The organism is uncultured Aquimarina sp. (assembly GCF_947495315.1).
Lineage (GTDB): Bacteria > Bacteroidota > Bacteroidia > Flavobacteriales > Flavobacteriaceae > Aquimarina.
Map to the genome: position 1 here is coordinate 19,091 of NZ_CANLYD010000018.1, position 16,674 is coordinate 35,764.

Here is a 16,674-nt window from a genome sequence, read left to right on the forward strand (position 1 = left end):
CAAATGAAAATAGAAAATAAACCTGGAGAAAGTTTGATAGGCTTCCCTGTTAATATTCCTGTTAAACAAGAAACCTTTTCCAATTGGGCAAAAGCAATTGTGGTACCTAATATTTGGACGTGTGTACCCACAAATGAAAATGACGTAGTCGATGTTTGTAACTGGGCAGCCCAAAATGGATGGACAGTACGTGCTAGAGGAATCATGCATAATTGGTCACCATTAGCCGTAACACCGGATTTACCAAATTATGATAAGTTATTGTTAGTTGATACAACAACACATATAAATAAAATGACTTTTATACTACCATCTATAGATACAATAGGACCTGCTGTACATGTTGATACTGGAGCAACTATGGGAGATTTGCTGAAATTTTTAGAAGAAATTCCTGATGGAAAAGGGTCGGCATCGGGGTATAGTTTTGCTAATGTTCCAGCACCAGGTAATTTAACCGTAGGAGGCGTAATCGCAATTAATGGACATGGGACATCGGTTTCGACACCTCCTAATGATGATTTTAAGACCACTTATGGATCGATGAGCAATAGAATTCTATCGTTGACCGCGGTGGTTACAGATCCTAAAAGTAATGATCCCACTACGTATCAATTAAAAACGTTTCAAAGGGGTGATAAGGATTTAACGGTCTTAATGACTCAATTAGGCCGTGCAATGATTACTAGTGTTACGCTTCAGGTTATAGAGAACTATAATTTACGTTGTGTTTCTATAACCGATATTAATAAAGAAACACTTTTTAAAGCACAAACAGGCGATGTTCCTCCAGCGAATAGTTGTGGTGATTTTTTAAACAAAAGCGGTAGAATAGAGGTTATTTGGTTTCCATTCACATCATATCCATGGCTAAAAGTTTGGACAGTTGAAGCTACAAAACCAACAACATCCAGAAAAGTAGATGGACCCAATAATTATCCGTTTTCTGATAATTTACCCGATTTTGTAGTTAAAATGATTGATATTATTATGTCTACCGCTCCAGGATTGACGGAAGATTTTGGGCAGTTAATGTTAAAAATGACCAATGAAGGTTTAGATGGAAAAATTTTAGGTTTTCCAATTTATGATCAATCAAGGGATATTTGGGGACCTTCAAAAAACACAATGCTGTATGTTAAGGATACGACCTTAAGAGTAACAGCAAATGGATATGCCATATTAATGAATAAAAACAATGTACAACAAGCTATTTCTGATTTTGCCAGTCAATTTGAAACAATGTTATTGAAATATAAAAATGAGAACAAATTTCCAATTAATTCCCCATTAGAAATAAGGGTTACAGGATTGGATAGTGGTGATGACATGCCTTCTTTTACCAATGAACCGGCAGGAAGACCTGTAATTTCTAGTTTAGCAACAGATACCGAAACTATTGAAAATAATTGGGATGTAGCACTTTGGTTGGATGTATTGACAATTCCAGGAACAAAATATTCAGATGAGTTTTATGAGGAACTAGAAGAATGGTTTTTGAATCATTTTACTACTCCAAAAGCAAAAGTAATACCAGAATGGTCAAAAGGATGGGCATATACTTCATCAGGAGCTTGGACAAGTGATACTTTTATTGACACAATTAAAAAAGGTTTTACTGACCATAGAGATGCTAATGATAATTGGGCTTGGGAATCTTCAATACTAACTAAATATGATTCTCATAATATTTATCAAAGTAAATTAACAAAGAAACTATTTAAGTAATCTTGTTTTGGCAGAAAACTATACAAATGTTTTTTATGAATTAGAGTATTAAATTGAAAGGAAAATGATAAGTACAACGATAGATACACGAGATCATATAGAATTTACATTTAAAGAACCTATTTATACTAAAGATGTAAACCATAGAACAAAGGATTTTCATTTAAAAATCACTACTACTAGAGAAGTACAGAAGTTAGAAATACGTACATTTACAAAAAATCCTGAGCATGGTTTTTGTCTGGCAGGATGTTATATTCAAGATATTCCTGATCATAATCCAGATATACATTATGTACAGACCGATGAACCTTTAGTTTCGTGTATTATTCTATTGACTTTCAATGATAAATTTGTATATAATTTTTTAATCCCATCTATCCTCGTTAACACGACTATTCCTTATGAAATCATTATCGTGTATAATGGTAGTAATGTCAATTTAGAATTATTTAAAGACTTTACTATTATCCAGTCAGAAACGGGATGTGTATCAAAAGCATACAATATCGGCGTTGCAAAGGCGAAAGGGAAATATATAGCCTTATTTCATGATGATTGTTTAGTGACTCATTATCAGTGGCATGATATGATGTTAGGGAAACTCCAAAAAGATACTTATGCTGTAAGCACAGAAGTTGTCTATAATGAGATGTTTGATTTTGATTTTTTAAAAGGAACTCCATTAGTAATGACTGCAGAGGATTATAAAACTATAGGAGGGCATGATGAATTTTACTTTGCTGGTATTGAAGATGTTGATTTTTCGTATCAAATGATAAAAAAAGGATGGAAAATTGAGAAGATTACAATGCCGTATAAGCATTTTAATGGTATGAGTACGGTCATATTATTGAACGATCAACCTGAATTAATAAAAAGATTGTTTGGATATTGCTTAATTCCAGAAAATATTATTGAACGATGGAAAACGAAGGTAATGAGTTTTTCAGAAATAATACTTTTAATTCAAGAAGTTAACGGAGAGAACTTAAAGTACTTTAATAAAAAAAATAGATTTGTTTCAGATGAGGAAAAAAAACAATATACGGCTTCATTGACAGCTACAGATTTCCCTGCTTTATTCTCAATACGTACAGTGTATAAAGAATGGCTTGAAAAACAATTCAGATCTACTCAATACAAGGTAAGTAACCAATATTGAAATTCAGTATTTATAGTATAGAAACAAGGGTTTATACGCATTCATAAGATGAATATTCGACTTAAATTGTAGTGTAAACTATTGCTAATTTCGGTTCTTGTTTTTAAGAATAGGTAAAGGTAATAGCAGCAATTTTTATCAATAAATAATTAACTAAAACATATCAATTATGTCTGATTCAAAAACTTTTAATGGAGTAAGTACTTCAACCTGGGAATGTGTAAAAGAAACTAGTTTAAAAGAACATGGAACAATTTATGCTCCTCCAGGAGCTAATAAAGGAACAGCAAAAACGAGTACAATTGTAGGTGATGTTGTTCTTGACTTTGATTTCGACCCAACCAAGGAGAGTGTTGCTTATACGATTGTAAAAAAACCTGTACTAGCACCAAAAAGCCAGATATGGAGTGGAATTCAAGATACTATAAACGGATGTTCCGGGAATTAGATCCAGGGCTATAAAACCTTAACAAAATAAACAACAAATCAAATTATCAACTCGATGGTTTGATTTGTTGATGATATTAAGGAGTAATAAACCCGAACTTCAAAATAATATCTTAACACCTACTTTCCCTAAATCAAATACCCACTTCCCTCAATAGTGATTGTAATTAGACATTCCTAGAAGTAGTTTTATTTCATAATTAAAAAAACTATCAATTATGAAATCTATACACTACTTTATAATGGTATTTCTGATCACAGGAATATCGTATGCACAAGAACTTACAATTACCGGTACCGTAACAGATAGCAATACTAACGATCCTATTCCTGGAGTAAATATATTAGTCAAAGGTAAAAATATTGGTACGCAAACCGATTTGGATGGAAACTATAAGATTAAGGTTAGTATAGGAGATGTTTTATCTTTTTCTTTTATAGGATATGAATTAGAAGAAATAGAGGTTAAAAAAGATAGTTCTATAATAAACGTAACAATGGCAATAGAAGCCGCTGCATTAGAGGAAGTCGTAGTGGTTGCTCAAGGTATTAGGAGAGAACGCAAATTATTAGGATATTCAGTCTCAACAGTTAGCAGTGAATCCATAAACACGTCCAGAGCAGAAAGAAGGAAAGCTAGAAGAGCAAGAAAAAAATCAAATACTTCATTAACCAATGCTCCAAGTGGTCGAGTAGCTGGATTAACTATTACTAATAGTAATGGCCATACCAATTCAAATAGTTCTGTAATAATTAGAGGTGCCAATAGTGTTTCTGCTTCACAACAACCATTATATATTATAGATGGTGTGCCCGTTGATAATAAAGATGTGAAAAGGATTCAACATATAAATCCATCAAAAATTGCAGATGTACAGGTTTTAAAAGATACAAAAGCTACTTCTATATATGGATCTAGAGCAGTTCACGGATGTATAATAATAACTACGCATAAGGGGAATTATAAAATAGAAAATAATGAATCCTATGAGGAGATTGTAGAAAACAACTATGAAAAAGTGCAGACCTCTCCATTATCTACATTTTCTATAGATGTGGATAAAGCATCTTATAGTAATGTGCGTAGAATGATTAACAATGGACAACAAATACCTGCAGATGCTGTAAAGATAGAAGAAATGATAAACTATTTTGAGTATGATTATAAACAACCAGAAGGAGATCATCCTTTTGCGATCCATACCGAATATGGTAAAACTCCTTGGAATAAAGAAACTCAATTAGTCAAAATAGGTTTAAAAGGAAAGGAAATTCCACAAGATGCAATTCCCGCATCCAATCTTGTATTTCTATTGGATGTATCTGGTTCTATGAATCAAGCCAATAAATTACCATTATTAAAGAGAGCTTTCAAATTATTGGTAAATCAATTAAGAGAAAAAGATAAGGTTTCTATTGTAGTGTATGCAGGAGCTGCCGGAATGGTTTTAAAACCTACATCTGGAGCCTATAAAAATGAAATTAATCAAGCTTTGGATAACATTAGCGCTGGAGGATCTACCGCAGGAGGAGCAGGAATCCAACTTGCTTATAAGATTGCTCAGGAAAATTTCATGAAAAACGGAAATAATCGTGTAATTCTCGCTACCGATGGTGACTTTAACGTTGGAATGAGTAGTGATACCGATATGAAAACCTTAATAGAAGAAAAGCGTAAATCTGGAGTGTTTCTTACTTGTTTAGGTTTCGGTATGAATAATTATAAAGATAGTAAATTGGAAATCTTGGCAGATAAAGGTAATGGTAATCATGCGTATATCGATACGATGCAGGAAGCACAAAGAGTATTAGGTAAAGAGTTTGGAGGAACGCTATATACGATAGCAAAAGATGTCAAGATTCAGGTAGAATTTAATCCGGCAAAAGTACAGGCATATCGTCTTATAGGATATGAAAACAGAATGTTGGCTGATGAGGATTTTGTGGATGATACTAAAGACGCTGGAGAATTAGGTAGTGGACATACAGTTACTGCTTTATATGAAGTAATTCCCGTAGGTGTTAGAAGTGAGTATCTTAACGATATTCCAGATCTAAAATATACGGACTCTCAAATCAATAAAACTTTTGGAGATGAATTGCTAACGGTAAAATTTAGATATAAAAGACCACAAGAAAGTAAAAGTATTGAAATGATACACGTACTAAAAACTGGTAAAAACAAAGTTTCTAAAGATTTTAGTTTTGCAGCTTCCGTGGCTTGGTTTGGAATGAAAATTAGAAAATCAAAATACATAAATAATGATCAAATAAAAGATATCGTCATTTTGGCAGAAGAAAATAGAGCAAAAGATAATCAGGGATATAGAGCTGAATTTATCAGATTAATGAATAGTTATCAGACATTATAATATAGTTTGTTGAGTTTGATTAGTAAAGAGACATTAGCAAAGCATTGCAGGTGTCTCTTTTTTGTGATACTTTTATTCGAATCTATAGATCGTACGGATTTAGATATGTGGATATTGATTTCCTGAGAATACACTGAAGATCATGTTCTTAGAATACCTTCATAAAAAAGATAAAGAAAAGTAATTTATCTAAGTTTTCTTAAGTAAAAACATCAATAAGCTTGGCAGAATCGAATAAAAAATGATGGGATATGATAAATTATTATGTGATATCGTTAAAAAAAATATTCTATTCATCTTGGTCTAAGTCTAACTAATCCTTTCTTAGAATTGAATATAATACTTCTATCTGGACCAATAATGTTAGCGTTACCTGGGTCATCATATTTCTTATTATCACCCAAATTAAATTTTTTAACCGTTTTACCTGTTTCCCAGTCTAAGGCATAATAGTAATAATTACAATCCGCTTCTCTACCTGAGCCATATATCATATTGGATGCTATACTATATGTTATAACATTGTTCAGGTTAATATCATAACGATGCCAAACTATTTTCATAGTATTATTTTTTTCATACCATTTAAGTTTATAAACACCCTTTTTGTTTTTACAGGATTGGCCTAAAAATCCATTATATTGTGCACAAACGATTTCATATCCATATGCGGTTGGAGAATTTTCAACAGCTGTATTAATTTTATTAGGAACCATTGCTCCTGGAAGATCTGTAATTGCAGCTACACGCTTATTTTCTCCTTTGATTCCTTTCCAGTCAATCGGTATGTTGTCACGCCAAAAAGTAAGCATTCTTGCAGGTTTTTTACTATCCACTACACAAACTAATTTATCATGTGTTCCACTACCTAATAATGTAGGTGTTGTACCGATACCTTGAAAACGATTTCCTCCGAAATCCATTGAAACCTCCCATTTTGGAGTAATCGTTGTACCATTCCATTGCACACAAAGCATCTTTTTTGTAGTAGAAATAAAAATATTTCCGTTTTCATCAGCTGCATAATCATTATGATAGGCCTTTTCTTTTCTCTCCAAAGGTATTTGATATGTAGTTTTTATACTAAAATCATTACTGTCCAAGATTCCTATTAAACCTTTAGATGACGCAAATGCAATAGTGCCATCATACAATCTACACAGCTTTGATACACTAGAAATATTTTTCGGCAGTTCAATTGTTTTTATTAAAATGATTTCGGACCTAGGATCTGTATTATCTTTCTCTCCAAAGACATAAAGTTTGTTGTCATCATATGTTAATACTTGATGATTTTCTAGTAACAGCAAAGACCAACTTAAATCATTGATCATTGGATTATAATCAATACGATACTTACTAATTACTCTAAATTCGGTTTCCGTAGAAATAGCCTTGAATATATGAGTACTTGTACTTCCCCAGATAGTATGACTCCCATCTGGATAGCTTTCGGAGTATAACAACCAAGGAGAAACTTTATTTCTTGGCGTTGAAGCAAAGGAAACAGTTATCTCATCATTACTATTGAGTCCGGGTAAAGAACTGTTTCCTTGTCTATAACTACCATTATGAACAGCCGAAAAAGGTGAATCTATAAGAAAAGGGTTTTTTGGAGGTAATTGTGCGTAAGTAACACTAATACTTAAAAGCATAAATAAAGTTAACTGAATACTTTTCATTTTCTAATATTATAAATTAGTCTAATTGAGCTACTACTTGGAATTCTTTACCAACAGTTTTGTAAATTGTATTATTAAATGTATAATAATTTATTCCTTCAATCTGTACTTCTATAGATTCCTCTGGTAGTTTTTTTATGACTGCACCTGCAGGAGGAACAACAATCTCAAATTCATTATTTATTGATTTATAAAAAAAACCATTAGCATATGTATAGGATATATCAGCAACTACTATTCTGGTAACTGCTCCTGGGATACTTCTTGTTCTAAATCCAACAGGAGGGAAGACGCGATGATATGTACCGCTTTTTCGTACGTAATAAAATCCATTTATAGGATAATAATGAACCTTTTTAAATATGATTGTTTTAGTTCCTGCAGGCAAGTTGCGTAATGTTCGTCTACTTAGTCTGCGATGTCTTCTGACTCTTTTCCTGGTTATATTATTTGTTTTTACCACCACCACTTTTTTTCCTCTGTAACTCCTAACTACTTGCGCTTGGCTCATATCAGGAAACAGAAAAAAAGAGAATAATAAAATGATTAAATATATATACTTTTTTGATTTCATTATTATGTCATTAAAAATTACAATAATTTTAGAAGATATTCCAGTAATGGTTTTAGTCTGGCTTTCTTTTCTTCCATTAATTCTATTTGACGTTTACTAAGAATACTTTTACTTTCTTCAATCCGGATAATGTTGATTTTTTGAGCTTTCCGCCATTTATCCAATATCAAATCTTCAGAAAACAAAATGGGTTGCATTATTTTAGCATACTTAAGATTAATAATTTTCATTGTTTCCACCTGATCTTCATTTAATTCTAGCTGATTCATCATCCATTCTGTTACTTTTTTAGAGCGTTTTTCGGGATTTTTTTCCAACCATAAAAATGTGTTTTGCGAATGGATATGAATTGAATATAGTATTAATATCGCAAAACATATTCCGGTTTTTAGGATGTTATTCATGTTTTATAAGCTAACATTATAAATAGTATTCCCAATTTCTATAGTTGCCCTTCCGTTTCCTAGAAAAATGATAGAACCATTATATGAAAAAGCATCTCCATTTGTTAAATTCCCAGTTAATGAAAAAATAGCACTACCTCCAAGAATTATACGAGTCGTTTTATCTATAAGTATTTGACTACTTGCGATTGACAAAGTACTATTGAATTCTTTTCGATTACCATTTATTTTAAGAATTTGATCTCCTTCTCTTGTAAAAGAACTATTATAAATATACGGACCGTCTGCAGGTAATAAATTAGATAAATTGGCACCATAGGTAATGATATCCTCTGATTCTAATCTTGGAGAAATATACTGACCATTACCTCTGAAATCAATATCATATGCCTGAGGCATATTTCCTTCGCAAATAAGTTCAAAACTATAGTCAATGCTATGAGTAAAATATATGATAGCTCCGGAAATACTATTTCTTGTTGTCGAAACCTCATTGAGGACACCACAAATATTATTTTTAGATTTCATAGAAGATTCTGTATTTACAGCGTCCTCAGCTTGGATATCCATTCCATACGAATCTGATACTATCGCTTGTTCTATAATTTCTACTGCATCTGCTTCTGAAATTTCCCCAAAAGAATTTATTTCATCTCTTTGACAGGAGATGGCTGAAGCAGTTAATATGCTAATAACTATAAGATTGAAGATTAATTTTTTCATGATTATTTGTTTTTAAAGTTTTAGATTGATACAAATTTGATAGGATTATTCCTGGTTTAGAAAAGTATTCAACCATTGGTATTGATATAGACTTGATCAACTATTTTTATTCAATAATCTGTAAATAATTGGTAAATTGATGAATCAATACAGATTATTGAATAAAAACAGCAGATTGTTGATTACAGTTCATATTTCTATTAAATTTATCTACTTTGCTCTCATACTATTTTCAATATTAGTTGTTAAAAATGCACAGAACAATTACTCATAGTCTAGTTTGGACAATCTACTTTATCCTGATTGTTTATTATAAGTCAAACAATCTGAATTTTTGGTATGCATTAAGACATACTTTGATAGCGGGTGTACTTAATATATCATTATTTTATAGTTTTGGATATCTTGCAATTAATAAGTGTCTTGAATATAAAAAATATCTCAGATTCGTAGTTTGGGGAATAGGATTGTTACTTTTTTTTTATGTTTTGAAAATTTACTTGGAAGTTCCTTATTTTAAGGAGTTTTATGAGTTAAACCCAAACAATACACCTGTAAAAGAAAGAAGGGTTGTAATTACAACCTTATTTATTGTTATAATATTGAGTACTATTTTGACTACCCTTGAAAATCGTATCAAAAAAGAAAGGATTGCGCAGGCTATCATTGCCAAACAAAATGAAGCAGAACTGTTATACCTAAAGGCCCAGATTAATCCACATTTTTTATTTAATGCACTAAATAATATATATTCTCTCGCGGTAGTAAAATCCGATCAAACACCTGCAATGGTTTTAGGATTAGCAGATCTTTTGCGATATAGTATTTATGAAAGTCTTAAGGAAAAAGTATTTCTGAAAGATGAAACAGCACATATCCGTAAATACCTTGATCTATTTAGTATGACAAAAGAAGAACAACCTAATCTTCAATTTGTTATTTTTGGCGAAATAGGGATGCATAAAATTGAACCCATGATCTTGATCCCTTTGGTAGAGAATTGTGTAAAACACGGAGATTTCGATACCAATCCTGATGCATTCTTAAAACTAAAACTAACCATTGAAGAACATAAGATTATTTTTGAGACTACGAATACAAAAATTGATAGTAATCAACAGAAAGATAAAGTTGGAGGAGTCGGTATAAAAAATATAAAAAAACGATTGGCACTCAAATATCCAGAATCGTATGAGTTACATTGTGAAGAAAATGGTAACTTATTCAACGTTTTATTAATCATAAATGAACTTGAATCTTAGATGAAGACAGTCAAAGTCTTATTAGTAGATGACGAATATTTGGCATTGCAGCTCCTTGAGAATTTTGTGAAAGAAATTCCTGATCTTGAAATTGTAGGTAAAGTAAAATCACCAATAGCAGCTATTGATATTCTTAACAAAGAACCTATAGATCTTTTGTTTTTGGATATCCAGATGCCAACATTAAATGGCGTTAACTTATTAAAAACACTTATTCATAAACCTGTTACAATTTTTACAACTGCCTATGCTGAATATGCTCTCGATGCCTTTGGTCTGGATGCTGTAGACTATTTATTAAAACCATTCTCATTCGAAAGATTTTTACAAGCTGTAAATAAAGCTAAACAATTATTAGATACTAAATCCAGCGATGATACCATTGTAAATCCTATACTAAAATCAAAAACTATAGAATCGATCACTATTAAATCGGATGCTAAAATCATAAAAATAATGGTTGATGAAATAGTATTCATTGAAGGACTCAAAGAATATGTAAAGATTGTTTGCAAAAATGAGAAGCACATTACTTTAATGAGTCTAAAACAACTAATATTGGACTTACCATATGATCAGTTTATTCGTGTTCATAAGTCTTATATAGTAAATTCTGTAATGGTTGATGCCATTGAAGGAAATATGTTACATGTTGGAGATGAGAAAATTCCAGTAAGTAGAGATAAGAAATCGGATATTGTGAAAAGAATATTTGGTGAGATAAAATAGATAAGTTCATATGAATAAGGTATCTCATAATTATATTCTTAAACATTTTTGTGATACTTTTATTCGAACTTAATGAATCACACAAATGAAAAAATTACTAGTTCTTACCTTACTTATTATTACGAACATATCCAATGCGCAAATCCTTCCGGAACGGGATCGCGCTGATATCATTGATCAAATCCTTTCTGATAGGTTTAATAACCTGTTACCTCAGCTTATGGATCGAACGGATTTTGATATGTGGATATTGATTTCCAGAGAATACAATGAAGATCCTGTTCTTAGAACAATGCTGCCCGCTAAATGGCTTAATGCCAGAAGGAGAACCATACTTGTTTTTTATAGGGATAAAGAAAAAAACACTATCGAGCATTTAGCCGTAGCAAGGTATAATGTAGGCAAAAATATTGATTCTGCTTGGGATAAAGAGAAGCAACCGGATCAGTGGAAAGCACTTATGGATATAATTACAAAAAGAGATCCTAAAAAAATTGCTGTTAATTATTCTAAGCATTTTGGTATTGTAGATGGTATTGTAAAAACTGATTATGAAGAGTTCATGAAAGAACTTCCAGAGAATTACCAGTCTAGAGTCACTTCTGCAGAGAAATTGGCAATTGGTTGGATAGAAACCAGAACCGAACAGGAAATGGAATTATATAAAGAATTGGTTAAAACAACTCATGATATTATAGCAGAGGCATTTAGTACAAAGGTTATTAAGCCAGGAACAACTACTACTGATGATGTAGTTTGGTGGTTACGTCAGAAAGTTACTGATATGGGATTAAAAACGTGGTTTCACCCAACAGTAGATATCCAAAGGGCAGGAGAGAAATTAGAAAGTCATATTACTTCCTTTTCCAATAGACCTGATAAAAAGATTATTCGCAAAGGAGATTTAATTCATTGTGATTTCGGAATTACATATTTACGACTAAATACAGATTGTCAGCAGCACGCATATATCCTTAATAATGAAGAAATGGTTCCTCCAGAATTTCTGACTAAGGCTTTTTCTGACGGAAATCGTGTTCAGGATATTTTTACCGCAAATTTTGAAACCGGAAAAACTGGAAATCAGATTTTATTAAAATCATTAGAAGAGGGTAGAGCAGAAGGATTAAAACCATCGATATATACGCATCCTTTAGGGTTATATGGACATTCTTCCGGTACCACAATCGGAATGTGGGATTCTCAAGGAGGTGTTCCAGTAAATGGCGACTATCCATTATACGAAAACACTGTGTATGCTATAGAACTAAATACTACTGTTACAATACCAGAATGGAATAAAGACATCAGAATTATGCTAGAAGAGGCTGGTTTTTGGGGTTCTAAAGGTTTTAGGTATGTAAATGAAAGACAAACCGAGTTAATCACTATTCCAAAAAGAAAATAGATCTGAAAATTATTGTTTTACTAAGGAATCTTACTAGCTAAACCTTAAAAGATTCCTTAGTAAAACAAGTATTCACTTTCTTATTAGAAGGCACATAAATCATCAATAACAAAACCATTAATTACCACTCCACAGGGACCGCAAGGACAGTCATTATCGGAAAAACATTCTTGAAAAATAGGACATATTGGAGAGAATCCTCCATTAATTCCCTGTTGTTCTCTTTTGTTAATGATCGAAACTCCTTCTAAATTTAAAATGCTTTTTTTCATTTGTATATATATTTAAGGTTAATAATTACATGACAAAAAATATTGCATTTCAATCAATAAGTTATTAGTAACTTGTTGTCCTTTTAATTTTAAAGTATATTAAAAAGGATACTATTTTTTCCATTTACACATTGACATTATATTAAAATAATTATGTCAATAATCTCTAAATTAAATAAAATAAATTCCCCACATCTGTTTTCTGTGTTTTTATCATTTTTTTAATAAAATTGTAGGTAAAAAAACATCCGTAAAATATGCTTTTACGGATGCTTTATTAAGATTTCCAGATTTATGTCTATAGATCTATCTCTTCCGTAGTTCCATCAGGATAGGTTACTGTTGCCTTATTATCACAAGTACCATCTCCATAATTGATAGAAGCACTTAAGGCATTCTTAGTCATTACTAAAGTTCCAGTAGTAATATATCCACAGCTTAGAGTACCTTCTAGAGCTGGAACAGTTGATAATGAATACGTATCTGCATTTAGAGTTACGGTCCAGTTTCCATTCAGGGTATATGCTGCATCAGAAGCGCCAAGACCAGTAATTGTATAGGTTTTAGTTCCTTGTTCTGAAGCATTAGTTCCATCTGCTAAAGTAATTGATAAATCAGAAGTAACTGTGTACATGAAATTTCCTCCATCAGTTGTATCTAGAGAATACGATGTACTCTTACTACCATTAATGGAATTACCTGCGTAAGTTAAATTATCAAAAGTAATAGACGTAGAAACAGTGTTATTTTCTATAAGTATAGCTACATTCATAGAACCACTGATCGTTTCACCGTCTTCAGTGGTGCAATCTGTAAAAGTGAGTGTATATCCTGTATCAGTAACACTAAAATCTGCACAACCTGGTCTGTTAAATTTTGAAGAAATTTCAGCACTTGATCTGTTCATTGAGATGTTATCTAATGTCAGATCATCAATAAAATTAGAAATTTCTTCTACTTCTAAACTTTTCATTACATCTTCCTGAGTAATCTCAGAAGATACATTGTTATTACTATCATCGTCGCTACAACTCACTATAAATAGTGAGGCCATTATAGCAATGCTTAATACTTTAATTTTAAAAAATGGTTTGTTCATTGTTTTTGCTTTTAAGTTATATTTAAAAACTAGATTTATTACTTTTTATTTTATTGATGATTATTATTTTTTCATAGTTGAATATCCCAAAACTGTCTAAATTTATAAATACATCTAGTCTATTTCATGGCAAAAGCCATCTAATAAATTATTAGATGGCTTTTTAAGATTATTGGTAATAATTGATTTTGCAGTTATCCTTTATTTTGATATTATAATTTCTTTTGTTATTACTGATTGTTTATCAAATAGTTTTATGAAATATATACCATTTGGTAAAATCTCTAAATCCACAATGTTATTGGATTTACTGACGCTCTTTTCTAACATTTTGCTACCTAAATAATTATAGAGTTCTATTTGATATGAGTCAAGATTACTAAATGGATATTCTATTGTTATATTCCCTCTAGAAGGGTTTGGATATACAATTAAATTATTACCATCTTTAATAAAACTATAGTTGACTCTTTTATTATTAATGGCAATAGGTAGATTTCTTTGTGCATTGGAACATTCCTTAATAGAAGCTTCAAAATCTGATCCCAAGTTAGCGTCAAAATTTGGTTTAAACGTAATATCTAGACCTGCGCTATATGATGCGGTTGCATTGCTGAAGATTTTATTTTTAGCAACTATTGTATTGGATGCTTCTTGAATATCAATTTGTCCCGAAGTTACATTCTGTGTAATTATTATATCATCAAGACAATTATTTTCGCAAGTAGCTGATAAATGGCCATAATCATTTTTAATAGATGCTTGCATTCGATTGATTTGTCCATTTGTAAACCTAGTTCTACATTCTAGGTCAGAATCCCTGAAGCCAGTATGCATTATATTATTTACTTGTGGACTTACCCCAAATTTTATTGAATTATAAGGTTCTCCTAAAGGATCAGTTTCTGTACCAATATACTGACATTTATCGTTTACATTTGATAAAGGAGCATTCGGACTAAGAGTAGGTGATGCATTGGTATCACATAATAAATCACCAAAACGATTACAATTAGCATTGCTCCCTTCTCTTACCACTCTTTCTATATTATTCCTTTGATTCGTATGAAGAAGATTAAAAAAATGTCCAATTTCGTGAGATAACGTAAGATCTTGCGTGGCGAAGCTATTATTCATGACCACCCATTCATTTTCACTAGATGGGAAATATGCCCAATTCACAGGGAAGGTTCCTGAGCAATTTGGATTCCCACAGTTTGGAAAAAAATTTAAACAGCCTACAGCATTAGGAGCGTAGAAGACATTAATGGCTGTTGGATCCCTGTATTGATTTCCCATTGTGCATTCTTCGTTACTAAAAGCAATAAGTTCATCAAATATTTCATTATCATCGATAAAGTTTGCTTCGCAAAACTCAAATGTAATGCCAATTGGTATATAAATGCTGGCAAGCTGAGTTAATGAAGCCAACAATTCAGATTGACTCAATCCTCCGGTTCCATTAGATCTTCTTATGATATGTGGCTTTAGTTTTATACTATATGTATTGTTATTTTGATTTATAAAATTTCTCTTTTTTGATTGTTCAATTGATAGTTTATATTGATCAAGATTTATATTTGATATACAAGTTTCTTGTTGTATCTGAGCAAATAAACCAAAGGAGGAAAACAATAGAGAAACGATCATTATGCATGTATTTTTCATAATAATAAATTTTAATCGTTGTTTATTGTTTTATTTTGATGAAGGATCAAACTTGATTTTCAACTCTTTTTTAACTTCTTTAAGTTCTTGATTTAATTTGATAATGTATAACGTAAGTTCTTCTACTTTTTCAAGCAGTTTAGCGTTCATTTCTCCCACATTGAAACCTTCTTCTGTAACTTTTTTAGCAGAAGGAATATTTGGTAAATGACCATTTTCTTTAATATAAGTATCTATTTCTGTTAATGACTTTAATTCATAATTAGTTTCGAAAACATAATCCGGCCAGTTAGCATAGGTTCTGATTTTAAGTTCTTCTGCTAGTATGTTACCTCTTACAGCTAGTCTATATCCACTTGTATCCGTTGTACCTATACCTACTTGGCCATCTACATTTAGTTTTGAGCCGGCAATGCGAACTCCTTCTTCAAAATCACCTACAAAATTAACCATCAAGGTAGATTTGTTTGTGTTGGCATTATAAATCGGAACCATTGCTCTTTTCCATGTGATATCACCAGCTCCAAATCTTCTCATTCTTAAATCACCCGAATTATTTTTAAAGTCAAAGCTATCATTCTTAATGGAACCTTTTACATCTAACTTTGCTTGTGGATCAATTACTCCAATACCAACTTTTCCATTATTTTTAATACGAATTCTTTCAGTTCCATTGGTTGAGTTAGAAGAAGCAAGAGTTCCAATTAAAATATCTCTTCCTGCACCACCTCTAATATTAAAATCTCCTGTAATAGAACCAGAATGATAACCATTAGAATTAGTAGATAAACCTATTGCTGCTAAAGCTAAATTATTAGTTGGAAATGCTATTTTAGAAAACAATACACCTGGCGCCGTTCCTGATAACAATGTAAAAGCGGGTGGGTTTATAGAATGTATATGTAGTTTTTGTTGTGGATTGGTAATTCCTATTCCTACATTACCAGTTGATGGAAATGTATTTTGAGCAGACATATTTATTCCTGAGAAAATTAGTAGTACCGCGATTATAGATTTTGATATATTTTTCATGTTTTGATTATTAAATTATGAACCTTACTCTATTTTTTTAGAATTTTCAGGCACCTCTATTATCTTTATATCAATTCTGATATAGAGATAAGTTTTGTATGATTGCTTT

General features: G+C 31.5%; 15 protein-coding genes. 7 read left to right on the forward strand and 8 right to left on the reverse strand.

Annotated features, from left to right (window positions below):
• Positions 1-3 precede the first annotated feature (3 nt).
• The 4 genes from Q0910_RS23970 (at position 4) to Q0910_RS23985 (ending at position 5,712) form a co-directional block, all read left to right on the forward strand.
• Positions 4-1,728, forward strand: a complete 1,725-nt coding sequence (locus tag Q0910_RS23970; RefSeq protein ID WP_299222391.1) for a cholesterol oxidase substrate-binding domain-containing protein — start codon at positions 4-6, stop codon at positions 1,726-1,728.
• A gap of 64 nt (positions 1,729-1,792) precedes the next feature.
• Positions 1,793-2,893 carry a glycosyltransferase gene (locus Q0910_RS23975; protein ID WP_299222393.1) on the forward strand — a complete coding sequence of 367 codons (1,101 nt, stop codon included), beginning with the start codon at positions 1,793-1,795 and terminating at the stop codon, positions 2,891-2,893.
• Between the two features lie 169 nt (positions 2,894-3,062).
• Complete coding sequence (locus tag Q0910_RS23980) at positions 3,063-3,341, forward strand: hypothetical protein (RefSeq protein WP_299222394.1); 279 nt, start codon at positions 3,063-3,065, stop codon at positions 3,339-3,341.
• Between the two features lie 217 nt (positions 3,342-3,558).
• Positions 3,559-5,712, forward strand: coding sequence for a von Willebrand factor type A domain-containing protein (locus Q0910_RS23985; protein WP_299222395.1), 2,154 nt, complete (start codon positions 3,559-3,561; stop codon positions 5,710-5,712).
• A 293-nt stretch (positions 5,713-6,005) separates the two neighbouring features.
• Here the strand turns inward: Q0910_RS23985 and Q0910_RS23990 are convergent, their stop codons facing one another.
• From Q0910_RS23990 to Q0910_RS24005, 4 genes are read right to left on the reverse strand one after another with little or no spacing between them, the layout of a single operon-like run.
• A complete protein-coding gene (locus tag Q0910_RS23990) occupies positions 6,006-7,394 on the reverse strand; it encodes a hypothetical protein (RefSeq protein WP_299222396.1) in 1,389 nt (462 codons plus the stop codon).
• Between the two features lie 16 nt (positions 7,395-7,410).
• The gene (locus tag Q0910_RS23995; RefSeq protein ID WP_299222398.1) at positions 7,411-7,968 is read right to left on the reverse strand and encodes a DUF6515 family protein; all 558 of its coding nucleotides are present in this window, start codon (positions 7,966-7,968) and stop codon (positions 7,411-7,413) included.
• Between the two features lie 17 nt (positions 7,969-7,985).
• Positions 7,986-8,372 carry a hypothetical protein gene (locus Q0910_RS24000; RefSeq protein ID WP_299222400.1) on the reverse strand — a complete coding sequence of 129 codons (387 nt, stop codon included), beginning with the start codon at positions 8,370-8,372 and terminating at the stop codon, positions 7,986-7,988.
• A gap of 3 nt (positions 8,373-8,375) precedes the next feature.
• The gene (locus Q0910_RS24005) at positions 8,376-9,095 is read right to left on the reverse strand and encodes a hypothetical protein (RefSeq protein WP_299222402.1); all 720 of its coding nucleotides are present in this window, start codon (positions 9,093-9,095) and stop codon (positions 8,376-8,378) included.
• Positions 9,096-9,346: 251 nt separating this feature from the next.
• Here Q0910_RS24005 and Q0910_RS24010 point away from each other — a divergent pair, with 251 nt between their 5' ends.
• From Q0910_RS24010 to Q0910_RS24020, 3 genes are all read left to right on the forward strand, one after another.
• A complete protein-coding gene (locus Q0910_RS24010; protein WP_299222404.1) occupies positions 9,347-10,357 on the forward strand; it encodes a sensor histidine kinase in 1,011 nt (336 codons plus the stop codon).
• Positions 10,358-11,086 carry a response regulator transcription factor gene (locus Q0910_RS24015; protein WP_299222406.1) on the forward strand — a complete coding sequence of 243 codons (729 nt, stop codon included), beginning with the start codon at positions 10,358-10,360 and terminating at the stop codon, positions 11,084-11,086.
• Positions 11,087-11,171: 85 nt separating this feature from the next.
• The gene (locus Q0910_RS24020; RefSeq protein ID WP_299222408.1) at positions 11,172-12,494 is read left to right on the forward strand and encodes a M24 family metallopeptidase; all 1,323 of its coding nucleotides are present in this window, start codon (positions 11,172-11,174) and stop codon (positions 12,492-12,494) included.
• An 83-nt stretch (positions 12,495-12,577) separates the two neighbouring features.
• Here the strand turns inward: Q0910_RS24020 and Q0910_RS24025 are convergent, their stop codons facing one another.
• The 4 genes from Q0910_RS24025 to Q0910_RS24040 form a co-directional block, all read right to left on the reverse strand.
• A complete protein-coding gene (locus Q0910_RS24025; protein ID WP_299222410.1) occupies positions 12,578-12,766 on the reverse strand; it encodes a hypothetical protein in 189 nt (62 codons plus the stop codon).
• Positions 12,767-13,064: 298 nt separating this feature from the next.
• Positions 13,065-13,865: a hypothetical protein gene (locus tag Q0910_RS24030; RefSeq protein WP_299222412.1), complete on the reverse strand. Its 801-nt coding sequence runs from the start codon at positions 13,863-13,865 to the stop codon at positions 13,065-13,067.
• 201 nt (positions 13,866-14,066) lie between these two features.
• Positions 14,067-15,533 (reverse strand): zinc-dependent metalloprotease, encoded by a 1,467-nt coding sequence (locus Q0910_RS24035; RefSeq protein WP_299222414.1) that lies wholly within the window; start codon positions 15,531-15,533, stop codon positions 14,067-14,069.
• 30 nt (positions 15,534-15,563) lie between these two features.
• Positions 15,564-16,565: a hypothetical protein gene (locus Q0910_RS24040; protein WP_299222416.1), complete on the reverse strand. Its 1,002-nt coding sequence runs from the start codon at positions 16,563-16,565 to the stop codon at positions 15,564-15,566.
• Between the last annotated feature and the right edge of the window lie 109 nt (positions 16,566-16,674).

Excerpts from the sequence above, each read along its gene's own strand:
- Q0910_RS23970 (WP_299222391.1), top strand. The coding sequence starts at position 4 with ATGAAAATAGAAAATAAACCTGGAGAAAGTTTGATAGGCTTCCCTGTT.
- Q0910_RS23975 (WP_299222393.1), top strand. The coding sequence starts at position 1,793 with ATGATAAGTACAACGATAGATACACGAGATCATATAGAATTTACATTT.
- Q0910_RS23980 (WP_299222394.1), top strand. The coding sequence starts at position 3,063 with ATGTCTGATTCAAAAACTTTTAATGGAGTAAGTACTTCAACCTGGGAA.
- Q0910_RS23985 (WP_299222395.1), top strand. The coding sequence starts at position 3,559 with ATGAAATCTATACACTACTTTATAATGGTATTTCTGATCACAGGAATA.
- Q0910_RS23990 (WP_299222396.1), bottom strand. The coding sequence starts at position 7,394 with ATGAAAAGTATTCAGTTAACTTTATTTATGCTTTTAAGTATTAGTGTT.
- Q0910_RS23995 (WP_299222398.1), bottom strand. The coding sequence starts at position 7,968 with ATGAAATCAAAAAAGTATATATATTTAATCATTTTATTATTCTCTTTT.
- Q0910_RS24000 (WP_299222400.1), bottom strand. The coding sequence starts at position 8,372 with ATGAATAACATCCTAAAAACCGGAATATGTTTTGCGATATTAATACTA.
- Q0910_RS24005 (WP_299222402.1), bottom strand. The coding sequence starts at position 9,095 with ATGAAAAAATTAATCTTCAATCTTATAGTTATTAGCATATTAACTGCT.
- Q0910_RS24010 (WP_299222404.1), top strand. The coding sequence starts at position 9,347 with ATGCACAGAACAATTACTCATAGTCTAGTTTGGACAATCTACTTTATC.
- Q0910_RS24015 (WP_299222406.1), top strand. The coding sequence starts at position 10,358 with ATGAAGACAGTCAAAGTCTTATTAGTAGATGACGAATATTTGGCATTG.
- Q0910_RS24020 (WP_299222408.1), top strand. The coding sequence starts at position 11,172 with ATGAAAAAATTACTAGTTCTTACCTTACTTATTATTACGAACATATCC.
- Q0910_RS24025 (WP_299222410.1), bottom strand. The coding sequence starts at position 12,766 with ATGAAAAAAAGCATTTTAAATTTAGAAGGAGTTTCGATCATTAACAAA.
- Q0910_RS24030 (WP_299222412.1), bottom strand. The coding sequence starts at position 13,865 with ATGAACAAACCATTTTTTAAAATTAAAGTATTAAGCATTGCTATAATG.
- Q0910_RS24035 (WP_299222414.1), bottom strand. The coding sequence starts at position 15,533 with ATGAAAAATACATGCATAATGATCGTTTCTCTATTGTTTTCCTCCTTT.
- Q0910_RS24040 (WP_299222416.1), bottom strand. The coding sequence starts at position 16,565 with ATGAAAAATATATCAAAATCTATAATCGCGGTACTACTAATTTTCTCA.